Annotated in this window: 15 protein-coding genes; 4 read left to right on the top strand and 11 right to left on the bottom strand. The window is 64.2% G+C overall.

Annotated elements, in window-relative coordinates; all coding sequences use genetic code 11:
* Positions 1–38: 38 nt before the first annotated feature.
* Positions 39–671 carry a CoA pyrophosphatase gene (locus GV368_RS01760; protein ID WP_169114939.1) on the bottom strand — a complete coding sequence of 211 codons (633 nt, stop codon included), beginning with the start codon at positions 669–671 and terminating at the stop codon, positions 39–41.
* Between the two features lie 219 nt (positions 672–890).
* Here GV368_RS01760 and GV368_RS01755 point away from each other — a divergent pair, with 219 nt between their 5' ends.
* Both GV368_RS01755 and GV368_RS01750 read left to right on the top strand, forming a co-directional pair.
* Entirely contained in the window at positions 891–1,916 is a 1,026-nt protein-coding gene (locus GV368_RS01755) for a hypothetical protein (protein ID WP_169114937.1), read from the top strand.
* A 118-nt stretch (positions 1,917–2,034) separates the two neighbouring features.
* Positions 2,035–3,087, top strand: a complete 1,053-nt coding sequence (locus GV368_RS01750) for a 2Fe-2S iron-sulfur cluster-binding protein (RefSeq protein ID WP_169114935.1) — start codon at positions 2,035–2,037, stop codon at positions 3,085–3,087.
* Positions 3,088–3,108: 21 nt separating this feature from the next.
* On the opposite strand, the gene GV368_RS01745 is transcribed toward GV368_RS01750, so the two are convergent.
* From GV368_RS01745 to purN, 9 genes are all read right to left on the bottom strand, one after another.
* Positions 3,109–3,336, bottom strand: coding sequence for a DUF2788 domain-containing protein (locus GV368_RS01745; RefSeq protein WP_169114934.1), 228 nt, complete (start codon positions 3,334–3,336; stop codon positions 3,109–3,111).
* 55 nt (positions 3,337–3,391) lie between these two features.
* Positions 3,392–4,624, bottom strand: a complete 1,233-nt coding sequence (locus GV368_RS01740; protein WP_169114932.1) for an argininosuccinate synthase — start codon at positions 4,622–4,624, stop codon at positions 3,392–3,394.
* 67 nt (positions 4,625–4,691) lie between these two features.
* Entirely contained in the window at positions 4,692–5,612 is a 921-nt protein-coding gene (gene argF, locus GV368_RS01735; RefSeq protein WP_169114930.1) for an ornithine carbamoyltransferase, read from the bottom strand.
* Positions 5,613–5,623: 11 nt separating this feature from the next.
* Complete coding sequence (locus tag GV368_RS01730; RefSeq protein ID WP_169114928.1) at positions 5,624–6,802, bottom strand: aspartate aminotransferase family protein; 1,179 nt, start codon at positions 6,800–6,802, stop codon at positions 5,624–5,626.
* A 160-nt stretch (positions 6,803–6,962) separates the two neighbouring features.
* Entirely contained in the window at positions 6,963–8,879 is a 1,917-nt protein-coding gene (locus GV368_RS01725; RefSeq protein ID WP_328514219.1) for a propionate--CoA ligase, read from the bottom strand.
* A 128-nt stretch (positions 8,880–9,007) separates the two neighbouring features.
* A complete protein-coding gene (locus tag GV368_RS01720) occupies positions 9,008–9,982 on the bottom strand; it encodes an oxidoreductase (protein WP_385916365.1) in 975 nt (324 codons plus the stop codon).
* A gap of 73 nt (positions 9,983–10,055) precedes the next feature.
* Entirely contained in the window at positions 10,056–11,402 is a 1,347-nt protein-coding gene (locus GV368_RS01715) for an RsmB/NOP family class I SAM-dependent RNA methyltransferase (RefSeq protein WP_206673196.1), read from the bottom strand.
* Complete coding sequence (locus tag GV368_RS01710) at positions 11,399–12,091, bottom strand: DUF3108 domain-containing protein (RefSeq protein WP_169114914.1); 693 nt, start codon at positions 12,089–12,091, stop codon at positions 11,399–11,401. The genes GV368_RS01715 and GV368_RS01710 overlap by 4 nt, the downstream gene beginning before the upstream one ends.
* Positions 12,088–12,738 (bottom strand): phosphoribosylglycinamide formyltransferase, encoded by a 651-nt coding sequence (gene purN, locus GV368_RS01705; RefSeq protein WP_169114912.1) that lies wholly within the window; start codon positions 12,736–12,738, stop codon positions 12,088–12,090. Before purN ends, GV368_RS01710 begins: the two co-directional genes overlap by 4 nt.
* Before the next feature lie 62 nt (positions 12,739–12,800).
* Here purN and mutL point away from each other — a divergent pair, with 62 nt between their 5' ends.
* On the top strand, positions 12,801–14,678 hold the full coding sequence (gene mutL, locus GV368_RS01700; RefSeq protein ID WP_169114910.1) for a DNA mismatch repair endonuclease MutL: 1,878 nt from the start codon (positions 12,801–12,803) through the stop codon (positions 14,676–14,678).
* Positions 14,679–14,931: 253 nt separating this feature from the next.
* Positions 14,932–16,299, top strand: coding sequence for a KamA family radical SAM protein (locus GV368_RS01695; RefSeq protein WP_169114908.1), 1,368 nt, complete (start codon positions 14,932–14,934; stop codon positions 16,297–16,299).
* A gap of 18 nt (positions 16,300–16,317) precedes the next feature.
* On the opposite strand, the gene GV368_RS01690 is transcribed toward GV368_RS01695, so the two are convergent.
* Positions 16,318–16,905 (bottom strand): YqaA family protein, encoded by a 588-nt coding sequence (locus GV368_RS01690; RefSeq protein ID WP_142805253.1) that lies wholly within the window; start codon positions 16,903–16,905, stop codon positions 16,318–16,320.
* Positions 16,906–16,957 lie beyond the last annotated feature (52 nt).

Raw genomic sequence — 16,957 nt, 5'->3', positions numbered from 1 at the left:
CGACGAAAGTGTGACGATTGTCACCTCGGTGATCGTACTCATTCTTCTTTACCACGAAGTAATTCGAGAAACATGCGCAGCATGGCCGCCGTCGCTCCCCAGATGAAATACTGTCGCCAGGGAACGGCCCAATAGTAGCGACGCTGATCGCCATAAATCAGGGAATGACGAACGTAGCGGCGCGGGTCGAGCACGTGTTCCAAGGGCACGGTGAAGACTTCTGCCACCTCGAACGGATCGGGTCGCAGATCACCCGGGTCTTCCACCCAACCCACGAGCGGCGTGACGCGATAACCGGTGATGGTGACGTACGGTGGCAAAGCACCCAACACTTGCACCCGCTGAGGCGCAAGCCCGATCTCTTCCTCGGTCTCGCGCAGAGCGGCTTCTACTGGACCGGGATCTTCGGGTTCCACCCGTCCGCCGGGGAAACTGATCTGACCGGGGTGATGGACGAGATGCGGCGTGCGACGCGTGAGCAACACCCGAGGGCCTTCTTCGCCGGCGACCAGAGGGGCGAGCACCGCCGCGGGCCAGCGGACTTCGCGAGCGCCTTCGTCACCTGCAGCAAGCCCAAGAGGCCGATTCGCTGTCCGCTGCAGCCGCTCGGCGATGCGCTCACGCAGCCGTTCGGGTGAGGAAAGCAGATCCAAGAGTTCATCATCGCGCATCGGCTCATTGTGGCACAAAAAAACGGCAGGCTCGGCGTCGACTTCAGCAAAAATTATTTGACCAACCGGTCGGTTTATTTTATTATTCATTGATCCAGATCAAACTCTGCCGTGAAAACCTGCAGTACATTCACGGTACGCGAACGACTTCTACCATGTTGAAGTCGATCCGCGAACGATCCGGATGGACGTCTTATCCACCCTAAAGGAGGCAACACCATGGCTCATCACGACAAACTTGCACAACAAATGGAATTCCCGCCGCAAATCCAGCAACCCAACGTCTTCCCGCTGTCCTGGCACGCCAAGACGCAGAAAATGGAAGAAATCTGGGATGCGGCGCAACGCGAAGTCTGGGATCCGAAAAAACTCCCCTGGGACACGCTCGACGTCGAATCCTACAGCTGGGAAGAGCGCGAGGCGATCGCCTACTGGTGGACGCTGCTCTCCGTGTTCGACGCTTCCGCGCCCCCTGTCTTCGCTGCGGCGCTCATCAAGACCTATGAAGAACACGAAGAAGACCCGGTGCGCCGCTGTTTCTTCTCGGTGACGCGCGACGAGCAAAACCACGAGCAGATGTGCGGTCTGGCGATCACCAAGTTGCTGGAGCACGACGATCCGCTCACTTATCAGCCCAAGACCGATCTGGGCAAGCGCCTGCAGAAAAACGCCAAGTGGCTCTACTACAACGGCGGTCGCTACTGGAACGGTTACAAGAACGCCGTGCCGAAGTATTCCCTCGCCGTGCTCTTTTCCTCCTTCCTGATGGGCGAGATCGCCGCGGCCACCATCTTCAAGCAGATGCACGACAACAGCCGCGAGCTCGTCTTCAAGGAAGCTTTCCGTCACATCGGTCGCGACGAGGGGCGGCACATGGCGATCTGCCTGGCGCTGATGGAACGCGACTATCCGCGGCTCGCCGCCGAGGACAAGGCGCTCGTCACCAAGCAGATCCGCGCCGGCTACCTCTTCCTGTCGGCGGTGCTCTTCGAGCCGCCGGAAGAGTTCTGGGACCTGCCCGCCGACTTCATCAAAAACCAGCGTGAAGGCGAGGAAGTCGCGCGTGGCGCCGGTTTCGGCATCCCCACCTACGAGGCGAAAAAAGAAAACTGGCGCAACGCCATGCTCAACCTCGAAGGCGTGCTGGCCCGCTACGGCATCCCCTTCCCCGCCATTCCGGAAGTCGGTATCGACGGCCAGGAAGTGACCGAAGTCGACATGGACTCGATCATCCCGGTCTTCTGAGCCTCGGCGGCCGCCTGCAGGGGCGGCCGCGCGGATGCGCCTTGGCCGCCGGCGTCCTCCCTGGACCCCGGCGGTTTCGTCGACCAGGAAACCCCTCACCCCAAGAGAGCGAACCCGAATGAGCACCCTCATCAAACTGCATCCTTCCGGCCGCCAGATCGAATCCCGTCCCGGCGAGACCGTGCTGGAATCCCTCGAACGGGCGGGCTACGCACTGCCCAACAACTGCCGGGCCGGGGCCTGCGGCGAATGCAAAGTCAAGGTTCTCTCCGGCCATTTCGACCAGGGGGTCGTGCTCGACATGGCCCTATCGGCCGAAGAGCGCAAGCAGGGTTTCGGCCTCATGTGCATGGCCAAACCCCTCTCGCCCGAACTGGTGATCGAATGGGGTACGGCCGATGCCAAGCCCAAGCTCTTCCCACCGCGCGAGAACCAACGCTATACGGTGATCGACCGGGTACCGCGCACGCCCCGGATCACCGAATTCCGGCTCCGGCCGTTGGGGCAGCCGATGCGCTATTGGCCCGGCCAATACGTAACCTTGAGCGACGTGGAGGGCAAAGTGCCGGCGCGCTGCTATTCGATCGCCAATGCGCCACGACCCGACGGAGAGATCACACTCCAGATCACGCGCATCGAGGGCGGCGTGACCAGCGTCTGGATCCACGACCATCTGCAGATCGGCGACATCGTGCGCATCAACGGCCCCTACGGGACCTTCATCGGCGACCTGTCGCTGGACACCCCCGTGTTGTGCTTAGCGGCCGGTTCGGGCCTGGCACCGATCCGTGCGCTCACCGAAGCGGCGCTGCGCCGGGGCTATCGCAAACCCGTCACGCTGCTCTTCTCCGGCAAGACGAAGGAGGACATCTACGATCTCGGTCTGATGCGCTATTGGGAGACGAAGCACCGCAACTTCACCTTCAAGGCCACGCTCACGCAGGAGCGCGATCCGCAGTGGCTGCACGGGCGCATCCCGCAGATCCTGCCCGACCTCTTTCCCACATTGACCGGCTACAACGTATTCATCGCCGGCAGCCCGGCCTTCGTGGACGATTGCAGCGCGGCGGTGAAAGCCCTGGGGGCGGAAGACTCGATGATCCACACCGAAGGCTACTTCGGCCAGGCGCAACCCTCGGTGGCGCCGGCCGAACAGCTCTTGAGCGCGTAGTGTAGTTCGACCTGCTCGGGATCACTCGATCCCGAGCATATACTGAATCAGCGCTTTGGCGACGAAGCCGATGAACCCGACGCCCAGCGCGAGGAAGAGCCACATCGCGCCGTACTTGCCGGCCTTGGACTTCCACGCCAAGTTAGCGATGATGAAAATCATGTAGAGAATGAAGGCCGGCACCAGGATCTTCAAGGCCAGGTCTTCGAGTTGGGGGAAGGTGAGTCCGAAGAGTATCGTGTCTTCCATGGGGAGTGCTCGCTTGGCCGGATCCGTCGACCCGGCCAATTTATAAAATATATTTTTAGGCGCCGCGTTTCTGCTCGAGTTTCGCGGCGATGCGCAAGCGCAGCGCATTCAAGCGAATGAACCCCTCGGCGTCTTTCTGGTTGTAGGCGCCGCGGTCGTCCTCGAACGTGGCGATCGTCGGGTCGAAGAGGGAGTCGGTGGGCGAGTCACGTCCCACCACCATGACGCTGCCCTTGTAGAGTTTGACGCGCACCCAGCCGTTGACCGTTTGCTGGGTGGTGTCGATGAGGGCTTGGAGCGCACGGCGCTCGGGGCTCCACCAATAGCCGTTGTAGATCATCTCGGCATAGCGCGGCATGAGCTGGTCTTTGAGGTGCGCCACTTCCCGGTCGAGGGTGATCGATTCGATGGCCCGATGCGCCTTCAGCAGGATCGTGCCGCCCGGCGTTTCGTAGCAGCCGCGGCTCTTCATGCCGACGTAGCGGTTCTCCACCAAGTCGAGCCGGCCGATGCCGTGCTTGGAGCCGAGTTCGTTGAGCTTGGCAAGGAGCTCGTGCGGCCGCAGGCGCTCGCCGTCGATGGCCACGAGATCGCCCTTCTCGAACTGCAGCTCGACGTACTGCGGTACATCCGGCGCTTTCTCGGGAGCCGTCGTCCAGCGCCACATGGATTCTTCCGGCTCGGCGGCCGGGTTTTCCAGGTGCCGCCCTTCGTAGCTGATGTGCAGCAGGTTCGCGTCCATCGAATAGGGCGAACCGCCTTCGCGGTGTTTCATCTCGATGGGAATGCCGGCCTTCTCGGCGTAGGCGAGCAGTTTCTCGCGCGAGGTGAGGTTCCATTCGCGCCAGGGGGCGATCACTTTGATCTCGGGCATGAGGGCGTAGTAGCCGAGTTCGAAGCGCACCTGATCGTTGCCCTTGCCGGTGGCGCCGTGGGCCACGGCATCGGCCCCGGTGAGTTTGGCGATCTCGATCTGGCGCTTGGCGATCAAAGGCCGCGCGATGGAGGTGCCCAGCAGGTATTCCCCTTCATAGATCGTGTTGGCGCGGAACATGGGGAAGACGAAGTCGCGCACGAATTCCTCGCGCAGATCGTCGATGTAGATGTTCTCGGGCTTGATGCCGAGCTTGAGCGCCTTTTGCCGCGCCGGCTCGAGCTCTTCGCCCTGCCCCAGGTCGGCGGTGAAGGTGACCACTTCGCAGCGGTAGGTGTCTTGCAGCCACTTCAGGATCACGGAGGTGTCGAGCCCCCCGGAATAGGCCAGTACCACTTTCTTGACTTCGCTCATCGTCCTTTCCCGTCGAACGTTCGCACACGATCCGGATGCGGGATGCACCGGATCTCCAAAATCCGTTTCAACTCTCCATCCGGCCGAGCACGAGGTATTCCATCAGCGCTTTCTGCACGTGCAGGCGGTTCTCCGCCTCGTCCCAGACCACGGACTGCGGCCCGTCGATCACTTCGGCCGTGACTTCCTCGCCGCGGTGCGCCGGCAGACAGTGCATGAAGAGCGCATCGGGTTTGGCCTGGGCCATCATCGCCGCGTCGACCTGCCAATCGGCGAACGCAGAGAGCCGGTCGTCGGTCTCGTGCTCGAAGCCCATGGAGGTCCAGACATCGGTGGTGACGAGATCCGCCCCGCGCACGGCCTCCATCGGGTCGGCGAAGCAGCGATAGTGCCCCCCGGGCACGACCCCCGCCAACTGCGGATCGACGGTATAGCCGGGCGGCGTGGAGACGTGCACGGTGAAATCGAGCACTTCGGCCGCCTGCAGCCAGGTGTGGCACATGTTGTTCGCATCTCCGATCCAGGCGACGGTCTTGCCGCGGATCGAGCCGCGGTGCTCGATGTAGGTATAGACGTCGGCGAGCACCTGGCAGGGATGGAACTCGTTGGTGAGCCCGTTGATCACCGGTACGCGCGAACGGGCGGCGAATCGCTCGAGAATCGCCTGCTCAAAGGTGCGGATCATCACTAGGTCGCTCATGCGCGAGATGACCTCGGCTGCATCCTCCACCGGCTCACCGCGTCCGAGCTGGGAATCGCGCGTGTTGAGATAGACCGCGAAACCGCCGAGCTGCTGGATGCCGGCCTCGAACGAGAGACGCGTGCGCGTACTCGCCTTCTCGAAGATCATCACCAGGGTGCGATCGAAGAGAGGGTGCCAGGGTTCGTAGTTCTTGAACTTGCGCTTGATCCAGGCCGTTCGCTCGAAGAGGTAGGCGTATTCGTCGACGCTGAAATCCTTGAACTGGAGATAATGTCTCGGCGGCATGACGTTCCCCCTCAATGACGCGCGACGAAACGCTCGACGAGCGGCACCAGGCGCTCGACGATCTGCTGCGCCTCCTCGATGGTGAGGATCAAGGGCGGAAGCAAACGAATGACGCGCTCGGCGGTGACGTTGATGAGCAGACCCGCTTCCAACGCATCGAGCACCAAAGCTCCGCAGGGACGATCGAGCTCGACGCCGAGCATGAGCCCCAAGCCGCGCACCCCCTTGATCTGTGCTAGATGCGCCAGGCGCGCGGTGAGCGTCGCCTTGAGATACCCCCCCACACGGGCGGCGTTGTCGAGCAGGGCGTCGGTCTCGATCACATCGAGCGTGGTGAGCCCGGCGGTGCAGGCGAGCGGGTTGCCGCCGAAGGTGGAGCCGTGGTTGCCCGGACCAAAGAGCCCCGCAGCCGGCCCGGCGGCGAGGCAGGCGCCGATGGGCACGCCCGAACCGAGCCCCTTGGCGAGCGTCATCACGTCGGGGCGCACCTCGCTCCACTGCCAACCGAACCACTTGCCGGTGCGCCCGAGGCCGCATTGCACCTCGTCGCAGATCATCAACAGGCCATGCGCGTCGCACAGGGCGCGCACGGCGCGCAGGTATTCCGGATCGGCGAGCCGGATGCCGCCCTCGCCCTGGACGACTTCGAACATCACGGCCACGAGATCGGGCGTCTCGGCCAGCACCTTGGTCAGCGCTGCCGCATCGCCAAATGGCACTCGGATGAATCCCTCGACGAGCGGCTCGAAGCCGGCTTGGGTTTTCTTGTTGCCGGTGGCCGAGAGGGTGGCGAGGGTACGTCCGTGGAAGGCTTGCTCCATCACGGCGATCTTGGGCGTTTCCACCCCCTTTACTTTGTGACCGTAGAAGCGCGCCAGTTTGATGGCGCATTCGTTGGCCTCCGCCCCCGAGTTGCCGAAGAAGACTTCGTCCATGCCGGAGAGCTCACACAGGCGGTCGGCCAAGCGCTCCTGCGCCGGGATGCGGTAGAGGTTGGACGTGTGGATCACGGCTTTCGCCTGGCGCGCGATCGCCTCGACCAGGCGCGGATGGCCGTGCCCCAGCGTGGAGACGGCGATGCCGGCCAGCGCATCGAGGTAGGGTTTGCCTTGTTCGTCGTAGAGCCAGACGCCTTCGCCGCGCACGAAAGCCACGGGCAGACGGGCGTAGGTGTTCATCAGATGCGACATGCGTGACGCTCCCGCGAAATCCGGTTTTCCCGTACAGTAAGAAGGGGGTCCGGATCAGGAAAAGTCTATGATCTTACGGGAAAGGCGCTTTTTTTGAAAGAGCGCCCCCAGCAAAAAGCGGCGCCAGCGGCGCCGCCACCTTCTTGCACGATCAGGACGCTCAGCTCTCGCGAATGGCCTCGGCAACCATCTCGAGGGCCGCAGGATCCTCGATGGTGGGAAGATCTCCGGGGTCACGCCCTTCGGCGAGCGCCTGCAGCGAACGGCGCAGCATCTTGCCCGAGCGCGTCTTGGGCAGCCCTTGCACGAAGTAGACGCGATGAGGACGGGCGATCGCCCCGAGCAGCTCGTCGACGGTCTTCTTGACTTCTTCTTCGAGTGCCCGACGGGCCTCGCGCGTGGCGATGCGAGACGGATCCTTGACCACGGCGAAGGCCACCGGCACTTGCCCTTTCACCTCGTCGCGCACCCCGACCACCGCCACTTCGGCGATCGCGGGATTGGACTGGATCGCCTCCTCAATCTCGCGCGTGCCGAGGCGGTGCCCCGCGACGTTGATGACGTCGTCGACGCGGCCGAGAATGGTGAGGTAGCCGTTCTCGTCCCGGATGCCCCAGTCGGCGGTGGAATAGACGAGCGGCTCGCGGAAGAGGCTGAAATAGGTGGACACGAAGCGATCGTCCTGCCCCCAGACGGTGCTCAAGCACCCGGGCGGCAGCGGCGGCACGACGCCGACGATACCTTTTTCGTTGGGGCCGCACTCGGTGCCGTCTTCGCGGTAGACGTGCAGATCGTAGCCGTAGACCGGCAGTCCCGGAGAGCCGTACTTGATCGGCAGATCTTCTTGCACGCCCCGGCATAGCGCGAGGATGGGCCAGCCGCTCTCGGTCTGCCAGTAGTTGTCGATCACCGGCACGCCCAAGGCTTCGTGGATCCAGCGATGCGTGGTCTCGTCGAGCGGCTCGCCGGCGAGGAAAAAATGCTTGAGCGAGGAGAGATCCCGCTTCATGTAGGAAGGATCTTGCTTCTTGAGCACCCGTACGGCGGTAGGTGCCGAGAACATGACGTTGATGCGATATTTCTCCACCAGCCGCCACCAGATGCCGGGATCGGGGCGAAGCGGCGTGCCTTCGTACATCACCGTGGCCATGCCGGCGAGCAGAGGTCCATAGATGATGTAGCCATGCCCGACCACCCAGCCGATGTCGGAAGTACAGAACATCGTCTCGCCTTCGCCGCCGCAGAAGATGTACTTCATCGAACTCGCGAGGGCCACGGCGTAACCCCCGGTGTCGCGCTGCACGCCTTTGGGTTTGCCGGTGGTGCCGGAGGTGTAGAGGATGTAGCTCGGGTGCGTCGCATCGACCCATTCGACCGGCACGCGCGCTTCGCCCACTTCCTCGCGCAGGGTTGCATAGTCGAGGTCGCGCCCCTCGACGCGAGCGAAGTTGGGGTCGAGCCCGCGATCGACGATGAGCACTTTCTCGGGGGGAGATTGAGAAATCCGGCAGGCCTCGTCGAGCAGATGCTTGTAGGGGATGACGTTGCCGTTGCGCATGCCCGCTTCGGCGGTGACGACGAGCTTGGGTTTGGCATCGTCGATGCGGGTGGCGAGCGAGGCGGAGGCAAAGCCGCCAAAGACGACCGAATGAATGGCGCCCAGGCGCACGCAGGCGAGCATGGCGAACGCGGCTTGCGGGATCATCGGCATGTAGATGAGCACCCGGTCGCCTTTCTCCACGCCGAGTTTGCGGTAGATCGCCGCCATGCGCTCGACTTCGCGCTGCAGCTCGCCGTAGGAGTAGGTTTTCTCCTCACCCGTCTCGGTGGAGACGTAGATGAGCGCCGGCGCGTCGGGGCGTTTGGCGGCATGGCGATCGACGGCGTTGTAGCAGAGGTTGGTGAGCCCGCCCTTGAACCATTTGACGAAGGGAGGATTGCTGTAGTCGCAGATGACCTCGGGTGCTTTCTCCCAGTGGATGAACTGCGCCTGCTCGGCCCAGAAGGCGTCGCGATCCTCGATCGAGCGACGGTAGAAATCCTGATACTTGCCCATGTCCTCTCCCCGATGACGAATAAATTCCGGAACGACACCGTCCGGTCTTACGAAAGATGTCTATTATAAGACATGGTGTCAAAGGGGAAATCCCCGGCCTCGCGGCAGAACCGCGAAACCAGGGCGTTCTGGCACGAACGGGATGGGGCTTACTCGCCGCCGATGCGCACCACCGTGCGCCCTTTGGCGCGACCGGCGATGAAGTCGTCGAAGGCGCCGGGCAGTTCGTCGAGCGTGATGACGCGCGTGATCTCGCGCAGCTTTTTCGGTTTGAGGTCCGTGGCGAGCCGCTGCCAGACGATGCCGCGCGTCGGGAAACCGATATAGCCCGAATCCACCCCCAGCAGGCTCACGCCGCGCAGGATGAAGGGAAAGACCGTCGTCTCGAGCTTGGGCGAGGCGGCGTTACCGATGGAAGCCACCGTACCGGCTTGCTGCATGGTGGCAAGCATCCAGTGCAAGATGGGGCCGCCGACGTTATCCACGGCGCCGGCCCAACGGGATTTCTCCAGCGGCCGCGTGGCGGCGAAGTCGATGCTGTCGCGCAGCAGGATCTCGGTCGCCCCCAATTCTTGCAGATAACCGCTCTCCTGCGCCTTGCCGGTGAGCGCCGTGACCCGATAGCCGCGCCCCGCGAGCATCTGGATGGCAAAGCCCCCTACCCCGCCGGTGGCGCCGCTCACCACCACCGGACCTTTTTCCGGCTCGAGGCCGTTGTCCTCCATGCGCTGGATGCCGAGCGCGGCGGTGAAACCGGCCGTGCCCAGTGCCATGGCCTCGAACAGATCCAACCCCTGCGGCAACGGAATCACCCAGCGGGCAGGGATGCGGGCGAATTCGGCATAGCCGCCGTGGTGCGACACGCCGATGTCGTAGCTGGTGGCGATGACCGGATCGCCGGGGCGAAAGCGCGGATCGCTCGACTCGAGCACCGTGCCCGAGAGGTCGATCCCGCCGATGCAGGGAAAGCGGCGGATGATCTTGCCCTTGCCCGTGGCAGCGAGCGCATCCTTGAAATTGATGCTCGAATAGGCCACACGGATGAGCACCTCACCCGGATCGAGCACCTCGACGCCGACCTCCTCGATGCCGGAGCGGACCACCCCATTCTCTTCGCGGATCATGAGGCATTTGAATTTTTCGGGTAATTGTCGTTCTTGCGTCATGGCGACTCCTCCTTCGTGAGTAAATCGGGCCTCAGGGCGAGGCGTTGCGCGCGAGCACGGCAGCGAAAAAGCCGTCGGTGCCGTGTACGTGGGGCGCGAGGCGCAGCACCGTGGGGCTGAAGCGATCGACCAGGGCATCGGCCGTCGGAATTTCCCAGCGGGGGATCTGCTCGGGCACGCCCGACTTGAAGAGCGACGGCCAGGGATCGAGCAGGGAAAAACGCGACTCCCGCGCGAGGAACGTTTCGAGCACCGTCTCGTTTTCCTCGGGCAAGAGGCTGCAGGTGACGTAGACCAAATGCCCCCCGGGGCGCACCAAACGCGCCGCGGCCTGCAAAATGGCGCGCTGCTTGGCGATGAGCTCCTCGACGAGCGTCGGTTGCTGACGCCACTTGAGATCCGGATTGCGTCGCAGCGTCCCCAAGCCGGAACAGGGCGCATCCACCAGCACGCGATCGACCTTGCCAGCGAGCCGATCGAGTCGCTCGTCGTTCTCGTGCGCGAGCACCATGGGCTGCACGTTGGTGAGCCCGGAGCGCACGAGCCGCGGTTTGAGCTTGGCGAGCCGACCGGCGGAAACGTCGAAGGCGTAGACCTGACCGGTGTTGCGTAGCGCCGCGGCGAGTTGCAGCGTCTTGCCGCCGGCCCCGGCACAGAAGTCGACCACCGTCTGGCCCCGACGGGGGGCCACGAGCAGGGTCACGAGTTGGCTCCCTTCGTCCTGCACTTCGAACATCCCGTCCTGAAAGAAAGGATGGGCATGCAGCGCCGGTTTGCCCCGCACGCGAATGCCGAGTGGCGAGAACGGCGTTGGCGCGCAGTCGATGCCATCGGCCTGCAGCCGCGCGAGCACCGCCTCTCGCGTCGTCCGCCATGGGTTGATGCGCAGATCGAGCGGGGCCGGTCGGTTCGAGGACGTGAGCAGCGCTTCGGTCTCCGGTGGGCCATAGGCGGCATCGAGCCGTTCGATGAGCCAGTCGGGCGCATCGAGCCGCTCGGCGCGTGAGAGCACGGGCGTGGCCGCCTTGCGTTCGGCGAGCCAGGCGCGCTCCCCTTTCTCCAGCCAAGGCTCGAGGCGCGCGAGGGACCAGCCTTCTCCGCGCACGAGCCAGGCGAGCAGCAGCGCACGCGGATTCGTACGCCCGGCCCAGGTTTCCAGGCTGCGCCGATGCCGCAGCACGGCGTAGACGCGCTCGGCGATCTCCCCGCGATCGCGCTGCCCCAAATGGGGCCGTTCGCGGAAGAATCGCGATAAGACGGCGTCGGCCGGGCGCTCGAAACGCAGCGCCTCGGCGAGCGCCGCCACCGCCTCGCTCAGCCAGGGGGCACGCGGCGCGGTTTCGCCCAATGGGGCCTTGCGGCGACGGGAAGCACTCACGGCTGCAACCAATGATCGAACACGCCGTCTTCGGACTCGATGAGCAGGCGCACCGGCCGGGAGACGGGCTCGGACTGCCACCACACGGTCATGGCGAAGTCGCCGCTGTCGGTGCGCGCCGTGATGCGCTGCACCAGGATTTCTCCCAGGCCGTCCACTTTCAAACGCTCCGGCTGCGGTTCGACGCGATAGCTCGCCTGCTTGATGCGCCTGCCCGTGACCACGGCGATCTTGCCTTCCGGCGGTCCTTTCTTACGCAAGAAACCGAGCTGATGCATCAGCGAGAGATAATCCTGCTCATGGTCGGTGAGGGGCAGCTCCGCCGTCTGCCCCTTGCGCGTGGTCCGCACTTTGCGGGCATTCCAGTCGAAATCGAGCAGCTCGGGCGGCTTGCCCTGTCGCTGGCGCTCGTAGTGCAGCGGATGAAAACCCGTCTTCGCGTCCCAGGTGCCGTTGCTCATGCGTTTCTCATTGACCTGGGCGACCAGCGCGACCAAGCCGGTGGTTTGTAATTGCAGGGTCATGGCGTAGCGCCCGTCGTCGCCCAGCGTCCAGGCGAGGTCGGCCTGGCCGATCTGTAGCCCCTTTTCGCCGCTCAGCACGCGATAGACGAACCGCTGCGACTCGGCAGCGAAAGCGGATGCCGCAACGAGCATGCCAACAATGACCAGAATTTTCTTCAACATCATGACTCCAATGGCGGCCAGACGAGGGCCTCTTCTTGCACGCTGGCCGGAGCTCCTTGCAGCACCACGCGACCCTCGGGCGTGAGCTGCAGACGATCCTCGACAAACCAGCGCACCGCTTGCGGATAGATACGGTGTTCCTGCACGAGCACCCGCGCGGCCAGCGTCTCGGGAGTGTCGTCGGGCAGCACCGGCACCGCCGCCTGCACGACGATGGGCCCGTGATCGAGCGCCGGAGTGACGAAATGCACCGTGGCCCCGTGCACGCGGCACCCTTCCTGCAGCACCCGCTCGTGCGTGTGCAGCCCGGGAAAGGCCGGCAGCAGCGAGGGATGGATGTTCAACATCCGCCCCTCGTAGCGGCGCACGAACGCCTCTCCCAGCACCCGCATGAAGCCGGCGAGCACCACCAGATCGGGCGAGAACGCGTCGATCGCCTGGGCGAGCGCCGTATCGAATGCCTCGCGCGAGGGGTAGGCTTTGTGATCGACCACCGCCGTGGCGATGCCGTGGCGCCGGGCGAATTCGAGGCCGGCGGCCTCGGGGCGGTTGCTGATGACCGCCGCGATGCGTGCGCCTGGAATGGCGGCGCGCACGATCGCCTCCATGTTGCTGCCGCGGCCGGAAATGAGGATCACCACATTGCGCACGCCTGCTCCTTTCACGCCGGCTTCACGATAAACTTGGATTGTAGCGTCTACCGCCGAACCCCATGTCCCGTATCCACCTGCTGCCCGATGCCCTCATCAACCAGATCGCCGCCGGCGAAGTCGTCGAACGTCCCGCCTCTCTCGTCAAAGAGTTGGTCGAGAATGCGCTCGATGCCGGCGCACGCGCCGTGGAAGTCAGCCTCGAGCAGGGCGGCGTGCGCCGCGTCCGGGTCAAGGACGACGGCCACGGCATCGCGCCCGAGGAGCTCGCGCTCGCGGTCATGCGCCACGCCACGAGCAAGCTGCACACCGCCGAAGACCTGGAGCGCATCGCCACGATGGGTTTTCGCGGAGAAGCGCTCGCGGCGATCGCCTCCGTCTGCCGGCTCACGATCACCTCCCGTGCCCAGGGCAGCGAGCACGCCTGGCGGTTCGATGCCGTGAGCGGCGAGCTAGCGCCGGCGGCCCTGGAATCCGGCACGGTGATCGACTGCGCCGACCTTTATTACAACACGCCGGCACGGCGCAAGTTCCTCAAGAGTGAATCCACCGAATACGCACACTGTGAGGAAGCCCTGCGCCGCGTGGCCTTGTCGCGCCCGGAAGTCGCTTTCGCGCTCACCCACAACGCCCGCAGCGTGCTGCATCTCAAGCCGGGCACCTTCCAGGAGCGGCTCGCCGCCCTGCTGGGAGAGAAGTTCGTCGAGCACAGTCGCCCCGTAGAGGCCGAAGCCGGGCCAGTACGGCTCTTCGGGCGAGTGATCGAACCGCGGCATGCCGGGGAGAATCGTCCGCCGCAATACTGGTTCGTCAACGGCCGCTTCGTCCGTGATCGCATGTTGAATCAGGCGCTGCGCCAGGCCTACGCCGACGTCCTGCACGGCTCACGCCAGCCCGCCTTCGCTCTCTTCCTCACCATCGACCCGGCACTCGTCGACGTCAACGTCCATCCGGCCAAGATCGAGGTGCGCTTTCGCGATTCGCAGGCAGTGTTCCGTTTCGTGCTCGACGCGGTACGCCGGGCGCTCGCCCCGAGCCGCATCGTCCTCGAGCAGGAGAAAAACGATGGGGGTGAAGCGGCGGCCGCCACGGTCGAGCCTTCCGTGCCTCGGCAGCCAAGCCTTCCCTCCTCTTCCGTGAGCGACGCTCCGACCTCGCGCGTGATTCCCCCTTCCGCTCCATCCCCTGTGCCGCGCCTGCATGACGCCGCCGCCGAGGCCGCCTATCTTGCTTTCGCCCGGTCGGCACTTGCTCCGGTGCAGGAAATGAATGAAGCATCGGTCGCGGCGCACGCCAAGTCGAGCGCATTCGACGTCCCTGCCCCTGTCGCCGAGATCGCCTCCGACGATGCCATGGCCACGCCGCCGCTGGGCTATGCGCTCGCGCAACTGCACGGGGTCTATCTGCTCGCGCAGAACGCCGCCGGGCTCGTGCTCGTCGACATCCACGCCGCGCACGAGCGCATCCTCTACGAGCATCTGAAGGAATCCTGGGATCGCACGCCGAACGTGCAGCGCCTGCTCGTGCCACTCGTGCTCGCGGTCGATGCTCGGGAATACGCCACCTGGGAAGAACAGCGCAGCACGCTCGAGCGCCTGGGCTTTGACATCGGCGCCCTCGGGCCGGGGCAATTGGCCGTGCGCTCGGCGCCGGCGCTCCTCGCCCAAGGCGCGCTGGAACCCTTGCTACGCGCCCTGCTGCACGAGCTTTCCGAATTTCCACAAAGCCTTGCCGTCGAATCATTCCGTGATAAGATTCTGGCGACGATGGCCTGTCATGGGGCCGTACGGGCCAACCGCCCACTCACGATCCCCGAGATGAACGCGCTCCTGCGTGCCATGGAGCGCACCGAACGCAGCGACCAGTGCAATCATGGTCGCCCCACCTGGGTGCAATTGAGCCTCACCGAGCTCGACCGCTTGTTCCTGCGCGGACGCTGATCCGGCAATCCGACACGCCGCACCCTTTTGCACCGCGCCGATTCCCGCTCGCCTCGGCGCATCGTGTATTCGAGTATTACTATATTGTCATCAAACGAAAAAGGAGGTGACGCCAAGAAAAGCGTCTGGGTTCGTGATCCGAACCGAGCGAGGCCGTCGATTCCCCGGAATCGGCCGTCACGAAGAGACCATCGACCGCCCTCCCCCTGAAATCGTACCGGGCGATGCGCGGTCCCCAACGCAGGAGAACGCCATGAATGCGACCCTTCTCGACTCCAACACCTTCCCCGCCTTCGAAGTCTATACGGCCAGGGATCTCGAACGTATTCCGCAACTGGAGCGCCTGCCACGGCAAGCGCGCTTCGATATGCAAGTCGTATCGACCGTCCTGCCCTTTCGCGTCAACCGCTACGTCGTCGAGCACCTGATCGATTGGGACGCCGTTCCCGACGATCCCATATACCAGCTCACTTTTCCGCAGCGGGGCATGCTCGCCGACGAGCACTATGAAACGATCGCCACCCTCCTAGAACGAGGCGCGGAGAAAGCGCAGTTGGAAGAAGCGGTAAAGCGCATTCGCCAGGCGCTCAATCCGCACCCCGCCGGCCAGATCGAACTCAACATTCCCCGTGACGACTCCGGCGAGCCCATCTGGGGGCTACAGCACAAATACCCGGAAACGGTGCTCTTCTTCCCGGCTCAAGGGCAGACCTGCCACAGCTACTGCACCTTCTGCTTTCGCTGGGCCCAATTCGTGGGCGACAAGACCCTGCGTATCGCCACCTCGCAGGCGCGTCAGCTCACCGAATACCTGCGCCGTCACCCCGAGGTCACCGACGTGCTCTTCACCGGAGGCGACCCGATGGTGATGAAAACCTCCCATCTCGCCGCCTATCTCGAGCCGCTGCTCGAACCCGAATTCGCCCACATTCGCAGCATACGCATCGGCACCAAGGCGCTTACTTTCTGGCCGTTCCGCTTCCTCGATCCCGATGAGGGCGACGCCTTGATGCGGCTCTTCGAGCGCGTGCTGGCCGCCGGAAAACACCTGGCGATCATGGCGCACCTCAACCATTGGCGCGAACTCGAACCCGAAGCGACGCAACGCGCCATCGCCAGACTGCGCGGCATCGGTGCGACCCTCAGAGGCCAGGCCCCCTTGATTCGCCACATCAACGATGACCCCGACGTCTGGGCGAAACTGTGGCAAAAAGAAGTGGAGCTGGGCATCATTCCCTACTACATGTTCGTGGAACGCGATACCGGCGCCAAGCAACACTTCGCCGTGCCGTTGGTACGCTGCTGGACGATCTATCGCGACGCCGCGAGCCGCGTCTCGGGTCTGGCGCGCACGGTGCGCGGCCCCAGTATGTCCGCCTCGCCGGGCAAAGCGGAAATCCTAGGGGTGAGCACGGTCGCCGGCGAACGGGTCTTCGTCCTGAGATTTCTCCAGGCGCGCGATCCTCAATGGACCTATCGCCCCTTCTTTGCCCGATACGACGAAAACGCCACTTGGCTAGACGAACTCGAACCCGCGTTCGGCGAACGGGAATGGTTCTGGAGCGCCGCGTACCGAAGCATGACCGAACGCCCCGCACCCGCCGTAGAACCCGTGAATTGATCCGGGCGAGTCGGTCGCTCAGATCCAGCCCAAGCGATACAGGCCAAAGGCGAGCACGGCCAGCGCCACGCTCGCCCAGCCGAGCCGATCGACGATGCGGTGCAGCCTCGCCTCCATGCGCTCGCCCCCCCAACGCATCAGGGCCGCGACGAGGAAAAAACGCCCACCTCGCCCCACGAGGGAAGCCAGAGTAAAAGGCAGCAACGCCATCTGCGCCACCCCCGCGGCGATCGTGAAGACTTTGTACGGAATCGGAGAAAAGCCGGCGACGAACACTGCCCATACACCCCAATCGTCGAACCACGCCCGCGCCACGAGATAAGACGACCAATACGAGGAACCCTCGAGCCAGGGCCGGATCGTGGCGAACGCGAAGTAACCGATGGTGTAGCCGAGCAATCCGCCCAGCACCGAAGCCACGGTCGTGATCAGCGCCAATACCCAGGCACGGCGCGGGGAAGCCAGAGCCATCGGCGCGAGCATCACGTCCGGCGGCACGGGGAAAAACGAGGATTCGGCGAACGACAGCAGCGCGAGGTACCATGGCGCCCGCGGATGGCGCGACCAACGCATCACGCGGTCGAAGAGCGCAGAGAAAATTTTCATCAAAAATCCAGTGAGCACGAGAAGACAATCGGCCGGATTCTATGCCATCCAT

Origin of the sequence: Tepidiphilus baoligensis, from assembly GCF_012911495.1 — a bacterium.
Classification (GTDB): domain Bacteria; phylum Pseudomonadota; class Gammaproteobacteria; order Burkholderiales; family Rhodocyclaceae; genus Tepidiphilus; species Tepidiphilus olei.
Note: the sequence above shows the minus strand (reverse complement) of the source record. Positions and strands in the feature narration are given on the sequence as shown.

Coding starts and splice junctions, on each gene's coding strand:
- GV368_RS01760 (WP_169114939.1), bottom strand. CDS start 671: ATGCGCGATGATGAACTCTTGGATCTGCTTTCCTCACCCGAACGGCTG.
- GV368_RS01755 (WP_169114937.1), top strand. CDS start 891: ATGGCTCATCACGACAAACTTGCACAACAAATGGAATTCCCGCCGCAA.
- GV368_RS01750 (WP_169114935.1), top strand. CDS start 2,035: ATGAGCACCCTCATCAAACTGCATCCTTCCGGCCGCCAGATCGAATCC.
- GV368_RS01745 (WP_169114934.1), bottom strand. CDS start 3,336: ATGGAAGACACGATACTCTTCGGACTCACCTTCCCCCAACTCGAAGAC.
- GV368_RS01740 (WP_169114932.1), bottom strand. CDS start 4,624: ATGAGCGAAGTCAAGAAAGTGGTACTGGCCTATTCCGGGGGGCTCGAC.
- argF (WP_169114930.1), bottom strand. CDS start 5,612: ATGCCGCCGAGACATTATCTCCAGTTCAAGGATTTCAGCGTCGACGAA.
- GV368_RS01730 (WP_169114928.1), bottom strand. CDS start 6,802: ATGTCGCATCTGATGAACACCTACGCCCGTCTGCCCGTGGCTTTCGTG.
- GV368_RS01720 (WP_385916365.1), bottom strand. CDS start 9,982: ATGATCCGCGAAGAGAATGGGGTGGTCCGCTCCGGCATCGAGGAGGTC.
- GV368_RS01710 (WP_169114914.1), bottom strand. CDS start 12,091: ATGATGTTGAAGAAAATTCTGGTCATTGTTGGCATGCTCGTTGCGGCA.
- mutL (WP_169114910.1), top strand. CDS start 12,801: ATGTCCCGTATCCACCTGCTGCCCGATGCCCTCATCAACCAGATCGCC.
- GV368_RS01695 (WP_169114908.1), top strand. CDS start 14,932: ATGAATGCGACCCTTCTCGACTCCAACACCTTCCCCGCCTTCGAAGTC.
- GV368_RS01690 (WP_142805253.1), bottom strand. CDS start 16,905: ATGAAAATTTTCTCTGCGCTCTTCGACCGCGTGATGCGTTGGTCGCGC.